Genomic DNA, 11,204 nt, shown 5'->3' with positions numbered 1-11,204 from the left:
CCGCGGTGCGGGGCCAGGCCGCTTCCGCCGGCCGCGCCGCCGGGCGTGAGCTGGGCCGCTTCTCGGCGGCTGCCCGCCGAGCGGGGGCTACGCGGCTTCCCGGTGCGGCCGTCCGCCGCGCGGGCGCTACGCGCCTTCCGGGCAGCGGCCCGCGGTGCGGGGCTACGCGGCTTCCCGGTGGTCGTCCGGACTGCGGGGCCTACGCGGCTTCCCGGTGGTCGTCCGAACTGCGGGGGCCGCGGGGCTTACCCGGGCCGTCGGCATGCCGGGGGGATCGCGGGGTGAGGCTTTCGGGGTGCGGTTCCGGGGCGCGGGGCGGGCGGGAGACCGCCTCGGCCGCGGCGCAGGAGGCCAGCAGGTCCCGCATGCTCACCGCGGCGGCGGCCGGGGCGTACGGCCGTGACGGGTTCTCGGCGGCCGGCATGACGCCTCCTCGGAGTCGGGGGCGGGCGGGTTAGGCAAACCTAACCGCGAGCTGGACACCATGTGACCACGCCCGGGAGCCCCGGCGCAAGAAGTTGCCGACGTCCTGTCGGAACGCTCAGGCGGTGAGAACCGCGAGGTCCACGGCCGCCCACCGCGGTCCGATCCCGGTCACGGTCACGTGCCGCACCTCGTCGTGGGTGTCGCCGACCGCGCGATGGATCACGACCTGGAGGCGCTCGTCGGTCAGCTCCTCGACCTTGCCCTCGCCCCACTCCACGACGATCACGGACTCGGGGAGCGAGACGTCGAGGTCCAGGTCCTCCATCTCGTCGAGCCCGCCGGAGAGCCGGTAGGCGTCGACGTGGACGAGCGGCGGCCCGTCGCCGAGGGACGGGTGCACCCGGGCGATCACGAAGGTCGGCGAGGTGACCGCGCCGCGCACCCCGAGGCTCTCGCCGAGCCCGCGGGTCAGCGTGGTCTTGCCCGCGCCGAGCTCCCCGCTGAGCATCACCAGGTCGCCCGCGCGCAGCAGCTTGGCGAGGCGGCGGCCCAGCTCCCGCATCTGCTCGGGAGAGGTGACGGTGATCTCGGCGGACACGGGGTCAGCCGGGCTGTGCGGTGCCGCTGGTGCTTCCATAGCCACCCACGGTAGTGCCTGCCGGGACCGCCCCCGCGCGGGCGAGCAGGTCGGCGAGCCGGTCGGTGACGACCTCGGGGTGCTCCAGCATGACCAGGTGCCCGGCGTCGGGCACCAGCACCAGTTCCGCGTCCGGCAGCAGGTCGGCGATGGCCTCGCTGTGCTCGCTCGGCGTGACCAGGTCCTGGACCCCGGCCAGGACGAGGACGGGCATGTCCGCGAAGAGGGCGAGCGCCTCGGTCTTGTCGTGGTCGGTGAAGGCCGGGTAGAACTCCGCGACCACGTCGATCGGCGTGCTCTCGATCATCCGCTCGGCGAACCGGGCGACGGCCGGGTCGATGTCCCGCCCGGCGAACGAGTACCGCTTGATGATCCCCGCGAACAGGTCGGCGGTGGCCCGACGCCCCCTCTCCACCAGCTCGGCCCGCTGCCCGAGCGCCTTCAGCACGCCCGGCAGCACCCGGCGCACCGCGTTCACACCGGCCACCGGCAGCCCGAAGTTGACCTCGCCGAGCCTCCCGGAGGACGTACCCACGAAGGCGGTGGCGACGACCCGCTCGCGGATCAGCTCGGGGTACTGGGCGGCCAGCGCCATGACCGTCATGCCCCCCATGGAGTGGCCGACCAGCACGATCGGCCCCTCCGGCGCGGCCGCGTCGATCACGGCCCGCAGGTCGCGGCCGAGCTGGTCGATGGTCAGCGGCACCCCGTCCCGGTTCTGGGCGACCCCGCGCCCCGAGCGGCCGTGGCTGCGCTGGTCCCAGTGCACGGTCCGTACGACGCCGCGCAGCGCCGCGCGCTGGAAGTGCCAGGAGTCCTGGCTGAGGCAGTAGCCGTGGCTGAAGACGACGGTCACGGGGGCGGGCGACTTGCGGCCGAACAGGCGCCGGCGGCGCGGGCCGAGGTTCGCGGCCGTGTCGGGTTCGACCTCGTCGACCTCGTAGTACAGCTCGGTTCCGTCGTCGGCGAAGGCCTTGCCCGGGGTGCCGCGCAGCGACCCGTAGGGGCCCGCCGAGTCCAGGGCGAGCCGGGCCTTCCTGCGCATGCCGCGGCCCACCGTCATCCGCTCTATGGCGACACCGGCCGCCGCTCCGGCGGCCACCACGCCTATCGCCGCGCCGGCGATGCCGGTGACCCTGCGCCAGCCGCCGGCCGCCCCCACCGCGGAGGCCACGGCCTCCGCACCGCTCTCGCTCACGTACCGCTCCTCCTCGTACGGGTCACCCGTCGTGCGCGGCGCGTGCCCCGTCCCGCTCCTCGGCTCGTTCCCCGTCCGGTTCCCGGCCCGGTTCCTCGTTCACATAGACGCGGGGAACGCGTGTTCCGATGCGCGTGACGATCTCGTACGCGATGGTGCCCGCGGCCTGCGCCCAGTCCTCGGCGGTCGGCTCACCGCCGTCGCCGGGGCCGAACAGCACGGCCCGTGAGCCCACTTCGGGCTCGTCGCCGCCGAGGTCGACCACGAACTGGTCCATGGCCACCCGCCCGGCGACCGTGCGCCACTTGCCGCCCACCAGGACCGGGCCGGTGCCGGAGGCGTGGCGCGGGACGCCGTCGGCGTAACCGACCGGGACCAGTCCGAGGGTGGTCTCCCCGGGGGTGACGTAGTGGTGGCCGTAGCTGACGCCGTGGCCGCCCGGCACGTGCTTCACCAGGGCGAGCGAGGCGGACAGGGTCATCACCGGGCGCAGTCCGAAGTCGGCCGGGGTGCCCAGTTCGGGGCTGGGCGAGACTCCGTAGACGGCGATCCCGGTGCGTACGAGGTCGAAGTGCGACTCGGGGAGGGTGAGCGTGGCGGGCGAGTTGGCGATGTGCCGCACCTCCGGGCGTACGCCCCGCTCCTCGGCGTGGGCGGTCATCTCGCGGAAGCGGTCGAGCTGTGCGGCGATGGAGGGGTGGCCGGGTTCGTCGGCGCAGGCGAAGTGGGACCACAGTCCGGTGATCCGGACCAGCCCCTCGCCCTCGGCCAGCAGCGCGGCCTCGACCAGTTCGGCCCAGTCGCCGGGCTGGCAGCCGCCCCGGCCCAGCCCGGTGTCGGCCTTCAGCTGCACCCGCGCGGGCCGTCCGGCGGCGCGGGCCGCCTCGCGGACCTCCGCGAGGGCCCACAGACCGCTCACGGACACGTCGAGGTCGGCCTCGATCGCCTCCCGCCAGGGCCCGCCCGGCGTCCACAGCCAGCACATGATCCGCACGCGGTCCGGCGAGAGCCCGGCCGCGCGCAGCGCGAGGGCCTCCTCGGGCGTGGCGGTGCCGAGCCAGGTCGCCCCGGCGGCCAGCGCCGCGCGGGCGCACGGCACGGCGCCGTGGCCGTACGCGTCGGACTTGACCACGGCCATGAGCGCGGCGCCGGGCGCCCGCTCGCGCAGGGCCCGCACATTGGCCCGCAACGCGGCCAGGTCGATCTCGGCGCGGGCGCGCAGCGGGGCGGTCCGCGGATGTGCTGTCTCGTTCATCGCGCCCTCAGTGTCTCAGAGCCGCGAACAGCTGCCTGCGGCAGCGGTCCCCCGGGGGGCGGAGAGGAACTTGGGGCACGCGTGCACACACGTCCGCGTGTACGCATGGCCGCCGGCGGCCGTGACGGGTGGCGGATGCGTCGGCACGCCGACCGGGCGCCGTGGGTAAGCCAGTACGCCGGCCGCGCGCTGCGGATGCGTCAGTACGTCCACCGCGCTCGACGAGGGCGCGGATTGCCCGCGCCTCGCGGGTACGCACGTCCCCCGCACCTCCCGGATGCGCGCCCCCCGTGCCTCGCGGCTCACGGGTATGCACCGCCCGTGCCGGGCGAGCGCCGCGCGCCTCCACGCCTCGCGGGCACACGTCCCGCACCTCCCGGGGATGCGCACGCGCCCCCAGGCGCTCAGTCCCGTACGTCCCGCCAGGCCTCCGGGACGGCTTCGGCCACGTCGTGGGCGCCGAGGGGGGCTCCGTCTGCGGCGTAGCGGCCGGCGAGGCCGTGCAGGTAGGCGGCGACGCTGCCGGCGTCCCGGGTGGAGAGGCCGGCCGCGAGCAGCGAGCCCGCCAGGCCCGACAGCACGTCACCGCTGCCGGCGGTGGCGAGCCACGGGGTGCCGGTCGGGTTCACCCGTACGGGCCCGCCGTCCGGGTCGGCCACGAGCGTGGTCGAACCCTTGAGAAGGACGGTCGCCCGGTAACGGGCGGCGAGTTCACGTACCGAGGACAGCCGCGCGCCCTCGACCTCCTCGCGCGCGACGCCGAGCAGGGCCGCGGCCTCCCCCGCGTGCGGGGTCATCAGCGTCGGCGCGCTGCGGGCGCGTACGGCATCGCGGTCGGCCAGCCGCAGCCCGTCCGCGTCGATCAGCACGGGCACGTCGGCGTCCAGCACCTCGGCGACGGTGGCCGCGTCGTCCCCCGCGCCCGGCCCGACCACCCACGCCTGCACACGCCCCGCCCTGTGCGGCCCCTGGTCGGACACGAGGGTCTCGGGGAAGCGCGCGACGACCGCCTGCCCGGCCGGCCCGACGTAACGCACCGCGCCCGCCCCGCCGCGCAGCGCGCCCGAGACGGCGAGGACGGCCGCACCCGGGTAGCGGGCCGAGCCCGCCGCGATGCCGACGACACCGCGCCGGTACTTGTCGCTCTCGGCGGCCGGCAGCGGCAGCAGCGCGGCCACGTCGGCGTGTTGCAGGGCCTCCAGTTCCGGCTCGGCGGGCAGTTCCGCGCCCAGGCCGATGTCGACGAGCCGTACCGTGCCGGCGTACTCGCGGGCCGGGTCGACGAGCAGCCCCGGCTTGTGCGTGCCGAAGGTGACGGTCAGGTCGGCGCGCACGGCCGCGCCCCGCACCTCGCCGCTGTCGGCCTCGACCCCGCTCGGCAGGTCCACGGCGACGACGGCCGCGCCGGAGCGGGCGGCACGCTCGGCCAGCGGGGCGGCGTCGGCGCGCAGACCGCCCTTGCCGCCGATGCCGACGATGCCGTCGACGACGAGATCGGCGCGGTCGATCAGCTCCCCGGCCGCCGCGGACCGGGCGGCGGTGTTCTCACCGGAGTGCTCACCGGAGTCCTCCCCGAGCCGGACGACACGGCCGCCCGTTCGGCGCAACGCGGCCAGTCCCCCGGGATGGGTGTGGTCCGGCGCGAGCAGCACCGCGGTGACGCCCGCGCCGCGCCGGGCCAGCCGGGCGCCGGCGTACAGGGTGTCGCCGCCGTTGTCCCCGCTGCCGACGAGGAGCACGACCCGGCGGCCGTAGACCCGCCCGAGCAAGTCCGCGCAGGCGGCGGCGAGTCCGGCGGCCGCGCGCTGCATGAGCGCGCCGTCGGGGAGCCGCGCCATGAGCGCGCGTTCGGCTGTCCTGACCGTCTCTACGCTGTACGCGGTTCGCATGCGGACGAGTCTGCCCCGGATCGGCCGGACGCCGCACGCGAACACGTACCGGCCGCGCGCGGCGGCCCCGCGGGCACGGCAGCCCCGCGGGCACGGCAGCCCCGCGGCGACCGTCGGTCCGGTCGGCCGCCCGCGCCCGCCGAGTGGCTCCGTCCCGGTGCGTCGCACAGCATGGGATTGACCGACCCGCACGTACGCATGCCGCACACCGCACGGAAGGGGCGCGAGCCCATGGCCGACGATCCGGTCGGACCCGGCGCGTCGCCCACGGCCGGTGACGCCCCCGAAGGCTCCCCCGGTGACGACGGCTCGCACCGCCCGCTCGAGGCACTGGAACTGCTGCTGGCCGAGCAGCGGTTCCGCATCGGCCAGTACATCCGCGCGCACGCCGTCCCCGTACCGCCCACCCCCCAACGCCCCCGAACGCCCCCGCGCCCGGGCCCCGTGCCCGAACCGCCCCTGGCCCAGGAACTGTTGGACGCCCTGCCGCTCGCCGCCATGCTGATCCGCCCGGTGCTCGACGAGCGGGGCGCGGTGGAGGACTTCTGCTACGTGGGGCAGAACACCGCGGCGAGGGAGTTCACCGCCCGCACCGTCCCGCCGGAGATCCTGCCGCCGTGGAGCGGGTCGGTGCCGCTGTTCGAGCGGTTTCCGAACCTGGCCGACACGCCCGTACCGCGTCTGCTCTCGGATTCGTACCGGACCGGACGCCCCCAGGGCCCCGAGCCCGCCGAGTGGTCACTGCCCGGAGCGCAGGGGCAGCTGGTGCGCGTCAGCAGCGAGGTCCGCGTGGCGCCGTGCGGCGGTCTGCTGCTGCTCACCTGGGAGCGCGGGGAGAGGGACCAAGCCCGGATGGCCCAGGCGGTGCAGCATCTGGCCAAGGTGTGCTGGGCGGAGTGGAACCTCGGCGACGGGACCGTGGAGGAGGCCGGCCTGCGCGAGGTGCTCGGCCTGCCCGCCGGACAGCGGCCGCCCGGCCTGGTGGACCTGGCCCGCATGATGGCACCGGACAGCCGCGAGCCGCTGTACCGCGCGCTGCGCGACGTACTGCTGGGCGAGCGGGATGTGCTGGACCTGGAGCTGTGCCTGACCTCGCCCGAGGAGCGGATCCTCCGCCTCATCGCCGAACCGGTACGCCCGGAGACGGGACCGGTGTGGACCGTGCGGGCGGTCTGCCGGGACGTGACGGCGGACGTGCGCGCCCGGGTGACGGCCGAGCGGGCGGTGCAGGAGGCACGGGCACAGCGGGAGCGGGCCGACACGGTCGCCGAGGTGGCCGAACGTCTTCGGGCCGCCGTTCTGCCCGGTTTCCCGGCGGAACTGGCCCGGCGCGGGGTGGAGGCGGCCGCCGTCTACCGTCCCGACTCGCAGACGGCCCGGGTGGGCGGCGACTGGTACAAGACCCGGGTCCTGCCGTCCGGACAGGTGCTGATCGCGCTCGGCGACGCCCGCGGCCACGGACTGGAGGCCGTCACCCTGATGGCCAAGCTGCGCCACGCGCTGGCCGGCCTCGCGTTCACCGGTGAGGGGGTGGAGCGGCTGACGTCCTGGCTCAACGAGGTCGCCTGCGACGACGGCGAGGAGTCCACCGCCACGGCGGTCATCGCCCGCTACCACCCCGCCCGCGGTCTGCTGCGCTGGACGTGCGCGGGGCATCCGCTGCCGGTGCTGGTGCGCGACCGGCGGGCACGCCTGCTCGAACCGCCGCCGGGCGGCCCCGGCCTGGCACTGGGCGTCCAGCCCGGCGAGGCCTACGCGGCGGCGGAGACGCCCCTGATCCCCGGTGACGTGGTGCTGCTGTACTCCGACGGGCTGATCGAGCGGCGCGGTTCGGACCTGGACCGGGACTCCTCACGGCTGCTGCGCGCGGTCGACGACTCCGCCCGCGACGGCATCCCGCCGGGCGGCGAGGCCCTGGACCAGTACATCCGCGCACTCGTCCGCGCCCTGACCGGCCCGCACGTGGCCGACGACGCGACGGTACTGGCCTTCCGCCTCCTGCCGACTGCCCCCTGACCGGGGTTTGTTGCTTCTGTCACCCCTCGGCGATGACGACAGCCGAGGCGACCCCGGCGTCATGACTGAGGGACACGTGCCACTCGCGCACCCCGAGTTCGGCGGCGCGGGCGGCGACCGTACCGGCGACCCTCAGCCGTGGCCGCCCGGAGTCCTCGACGTACACCTCCGCGTCCGTCCAGAGCAGCCCGGCCGGCGCGCCGAGCGCCTTGGCCAGCGCCTCCTTGGCCGCGAACCGCGCGGCCAGCGAGGCCATCCCCCGCCGCTCCCCACTGGGCAGCAGCAACTCGTCGTTGACGAACAGCCGTTGCGCAAGCGCGGGCGTCCGCTCCAAGGACGCCGCGAACCGCTCCACCTCAGCCACATCGATCCCGACCCCGATGATGCTCATACCGAGCACCCTATGCGCATCAGTCCCCCGGGCTCACTCTATGCCGCGTCGATCCTACGGCGGACCGCCTCCAGCCATTCCCGCAATGACATTCCCTGCGGCGGCAGAAGATCGAGCCCTAGCGCGGTGGCAGCAATGCGCAGCTCTTCGTCGGAGGACACCATGGCGAGGAGTTCCCCGAGCTCCCGCACAGCTTGCTCACGTTCTCCGGCCTCGGACTGTCCAATGTACTCGTCGAGAGCCTCTTCGCGGGACTCATAGATGTATGAAAAGTCTCGGTGGAAGTAAGCACCGAGCAATTGGCTCAACTCGGGAAACCGCTCGTTCCATTCCCACGAGTTCTGCGGATTCACTTGCGGAATGTGCGACGAGTCCTGCAGCAGCCGATGGAGATGGCCCCTGGCGATGCGCAGGCAGTCCTCCACGCTTTTTCCCACCGGTGGGCTGATTTGCGGCAGGTCCTCCACCTCGTCGGCGATCTCCTCGGAGAAGAGGCCGACCGACAACAGGTCGTCGATCTGCTGAACCGCCCTCACGGCCCGCGCCGGATCCCGCGCGGCAATCCTTAGATAAGAGCCCAGACCGGGACCCGGCACCTGAGGCGTGTCGGAAAAGGTGTAACCGGCGTATGCGTACGCTTTGAGGAGGTCGGCAAGTTCGAAGAAGCGCTGCCCCGGTGGAAGCGGATGACTCATGAGCTGCTCCAGACCATCGTGTCAGGGCTGAGGGAACGAGGTGAGGACGCGATATCCGTACGGCGCCGACGGGTCGGCCTTGAGAACGACTCGAACGCCCTTCACCCACTTCGTGGGCTGGCCGTGGGTGAAGTCGTAGCGGGTGAGATGAAGTCCCGTGTTCTCACGGAACTTGGCCTCCAGTTTCAGCGGCCCTCTGGCACCTCTGGCCAGCCAGTCGGATATTTTTCTCTGGTTCTCTTTCGTGGCAAGGGTCTCGTCAGTGAAGCGTTGTGCCGCGTCGACGTCAACGTAGCGCGAGTCGGCGTCGAGTTCGGGCTGCATACGCAACCGCCTGCGCATGCCGTCGATGGTCTTGTCGACATGCCTGTCGATCGTATGAGCCTCACTCCTGCCTCCCAGGTTCTTACCCTCGTCGCCCCGGATGTCCGCACGGTGCTGGGGCTTCACCCGCCCCTTGCGCTTGCTCCTGGGCCACGCGTTGTAGTCCTCACCGGATCCGTTCGACGCCCCGAGCCCCATGAGGACAACGCCTGCCGCTCCGAGGAGGCCGGCGTTGAGCGCCACATCCGCCGTGTAGACAGCGGCGACTCCGCCTCCGGCCAGGGCCAGGCCGCCCGGTGGGAAGAGGGCCAGCAGGGAGAGCAGGAGGAGGGCGAAGCCGAGGTAGACCAGGAAGTTGCCCAGCGCGTCGAGCAGGTGGAACGTGCGGATCGCCCGGCCGCCGGGGCCGACGGGTCCGAATCCGCGCCACAGCAGCACTGCGCCTGCGGTGGCCGCACCCACGGCTGTCGCGAGGCGTAAGCGGTGGGCGGCCAGCAGTTCCGCCAGCGGCTGGGCCGACACCGCACGCCAGACCCTGAGCAGGGTCACCATCTGGCAGGCGATCCAGACCAGCGCGGCGATTCCGAAGCCCATGAGGATCGTGGGGCCTGACCCGGTGCTGAAGAACCTCTGAAGACCGGCGGTGGAGGTGAACGAGCCGACGCCCAGGAAGAGCAATGAGGGCAGCGCCAGAACGCACGGGATCAGCAGCAGCCAGCGCCCACGTGACCCTCGCGCCGCTCGAGCCGCCTTCAGCAGAGCCCGTATGTCCAGCACCCTCCAGACTCGCTGGTTGTCGGACGCGTCCATCCGAGCCGTGATTCCGGCGACGACTCCACGAAACTCGTCCGTGCCGGCGAGCGGCGCCGACGCCATGGCGTAGAGCAAGGAGCGCCGCACTCGGACGAATCGCAGCGCGATCAGCAGACTCCACGGAAGACGCCAGGAGGCGTACCGCAGCAGAGCCCCGAGGCTGTCACCGTCGACGCGTTCGGAAGCCAGCAGCACATCCGGTGCGGCGCGCTTGCCGCGGTGGATCTGGCACAGGTCGACGGCCATGGCGATGCCCAGACACACAAGTGGCACCGCCCACGCCTTACCGTCCAGGAGTGCGAGCCAGTGCGTGGCACCACTGGTTGGCTTCTGCAGCGCGTAGTTGTTCACCGTGTGATGCACGGCGGCGGCCGCGAAGGGAAGGACGGCCAGCGGGCGCACCCAGCCCCGCGCGCGCCACAGCAGCCCGGCCCCGAAGCCGGCGAGGGCCGTCCACACCAGATGCGTGAAGGTCTCGGTTCCCGGCGGGCCGAGCGTGTCCAGCTGACTGAACGGCGCCGGCAGCCAGGCGGTCAGCACCTGCCCGAGCCCGGGTAGATAGGGCGGGGACAGGCTGTCCGGGATGATCCAGCCGCCTCCGCGGGAGATCGCCCGATGCGCGTCCAGCCCGTACCGCAGCACCCCCTCAAGCAGCCCGAACCCGGCTCCCAGCGCGGCGCCGACCACCGTGAAGTCGGTCAGCCCCCACTGCCGACGGACCTTCGCGCTCAGCCCGACCAGCAACAAGGGGGAGACCTTGATCAGCTCCTCCACCCAGGGAGCCACGGTGTAGCTGGTGGTGCTCACCACGGTGACCAACGGCTGCCCCGACTGGTGGGCGTAGGCGCGGGTGTAGGCGAGCTGCACCAACGCCGTCGCCGTGCCGCACCCGTACACTCCGACCGCGAATGCCAGCAGCACGGTGGACAGACGCACCGAACGCGTGGGCCAGGCGACGGCGAACAGTTGCAGCACACCCCAGACGGCCGCCACCGCCATCATCAGCGTCACACCAGGCCCCCGCCCCGCCGAGACAACCTCTATTCGCAACAGCGAACGCAATGCTAGGCGGGTAAGTCCGCACAGGACAACGGAGTTGCGAGACGCGGCGAGTCAGTCACAGAACCGTGCAAATCCTTCCCCGCACGGGGGCTCCTGCGCGGCGGGGCTGGCGCGTTCTAGGCCGCGCCAAGCTCACACCACACGACCTTGCCCCGGTTCCCCTCCCGGGCCAGCGGCTGCCACCCCCACAGGTCGGCGCACGCCCGCACCAGCGCGAGCCCGCGCCCCTCCTCCGCCTCACCCACCCGCTCCAGCGGCACGGGTGGCTCCGGCGGTGCGGGGTCCGCGTCCCAGGCCCCGATCCGCAGTACGCCGGCCGACCAGCGGACCCGCAGCGCGGCCGGCCCCTTGGTGTGCCGCACGGCGTTGCCCACCAGCTCGGCGGCGAGCAGCTCCGCCACGTCCACCTGCCCGATCAGCCCATGCATGGTGAGGATCAGCCGCAGGGTGCGACGGCTGACGGTGACGGCGCGGAGGTCGTTGGGGATGTAGAGGCAG

At 73.5% G+C, this 11,204-nt stretch carries 10 protein-coding genes; 1 reads left to right on the top strand and 9 read right to left on the bottom strand.

Annotated features, from left to right (window positions below; translation table 11 throughout):
* Positions 1-199: 199 nt before the first annotated feature.
* The 5 genes from IE249_RS04445 to IE249_RS04425 all read right to left on the bottom strand — a co-directional run bounded on the left by IE249_RS04445 (position 200) and on the right by IE249_RS04425 (position 5,405).
* Positions 200-424, bottom strand: coding sequence for a hypothetical protein (locus IE249_RS04445; protein WP_189703428.1), 225 nt, complete (start codon positions 422-424; stop codon positions 200-202).
* Positions 425-541: 117 nt separating this feature from the next.
* Positions 542-1,063 carry a tRNA (adenosine(37)-N6)-threonylcarbamoyltransferase complex ATPase subunit type 1 TsaE gene (gene tsaE, locus IE249_RS04440; RefSeq protein WP_189703427.1) on the bottom strand — a complete coding sequence of 174 codons (522 nt, stop codon included), beginning with the start codon at positions 1,061-1,063 and terminating at the stop codon, positions 542-544.
* On the bottom strand, positions 1,029-2,261 hold the full coding sequence (locus IE249_RS04435) for an alpha/beta fold hydrolase (protein WP_189703426.1): 1,233 nt from the start codon (positions 2,259-2,261) through the stop codon (positions 1,029-1,031). The genes tsaE and IE249_RS04435 overlap by 35 nt, the downstream gene beginning before the upstream one ends.
* Before the next feature lie 22 nt (positions 2,262-2,283).
* Positions 2,284-3,516, bottom strand: a complete 1,233-nt coding sequence (gene alr, locus IE249_RS04430; protein WP_229857489.1) for an alanine racemase — start codon at positions 3,514-3,516, stop codon at positions 2,284-2,286.
* Between the two features lie 404 nt (positions 3,517-3,920).
* Positions 3,921-5,405: an NAD(P)H-hydrate dehydratase gene (locus tag IE249_RS04425; protein ID WP_189703425.1), complete on the bottom strand. Its 1,485-nt coding sequence runs from the start codon at positions 5,403-5,405 to the stop codon at positions 3,921-3,923.
* 231 nt (positions 5,406-5,636) lie between these two features.
* Here IE249_RS04425 and IE249_RS39675 point away from each other — a divergent pair, with 231 nt between their 5' ends.
* The gene (locus IE249_RS39675) at positions 5,637-7,421 is read left to right on the top strand and encodes a PP2C family protein-serine/threonine phosphatase (protein ID WP_189703424.1); all 1,785 of its coding nucleotides are present in this window, start codon (positions 5,637-5,639) and stop codon (positions 7,419-7,421) included.
* A gap of 19 nt (positions 7,422-7,440) precedes the next feature.
* On the opposite strand, the gene IE249_RS04415 is transcribed toward IE249_RS39675, so the two are convergent.
* From IE249_RS04415 to IE249_RS04400, 4 genes are all read right to left on the bottom strand, one after another.
* Entirely contained in the window at positions 7,441-7,812 is a 372-nt protein-coding gene (locus tag IE249_RS04415) for a holo-ACP synthase (RefSeq protein WP_189703423.1), read from the bottom strand.
* Positions 7,813-7,850: 38 nt separating this feature from the next.
* Positions 7,851-8,507, bottom strand: coding sequence for a contact-dependent growth inhibition system immunity protein (locus IE249_RS04410; protein ID WP_189703422.1), 657 nt, complete (start codon positions 8,505-8,507; stop codon positions 7,851-7,853).
* A 21-nt stretch (positions 8,508-8,528) separates the two neighbouring features.
* Positions 8,529-10,646 (bottom strand): RNase A-like domain-containing protein, encoded by a 2,118-nt coding sequence (locus tag IE249_RS04405; RefSeq protein ID WP_229857628.1) that lies wholly within the window; start codon positions 10,644-10,646, stop codon positions 8,529-8,531.
* A gap of 176 nt (positions 10,647-10,822) precedes the next feature.
* On the bottom strand, positions 10,823-11,204 hold a 382-nt coding region (locus tag IE249_RS04400), incomplete at its 5' end, for an ATP-binding protein (protein ID WP_189703420.1).

It is taken from the genome of Streptomyces anandii JCM 4720 (assembly GCF_014650655.1).
Classification (GTDB): Bacteria; Actinomycetota; Actinomycetes; order Streptomycetales; family Streptomycetaceae; genus Streptomyces; species Streptomyces anandii.
Note: the sequence above shows the minus strand (reverse complement) of the source record. Positions and strands in the feature narration are given on the sequence as shown.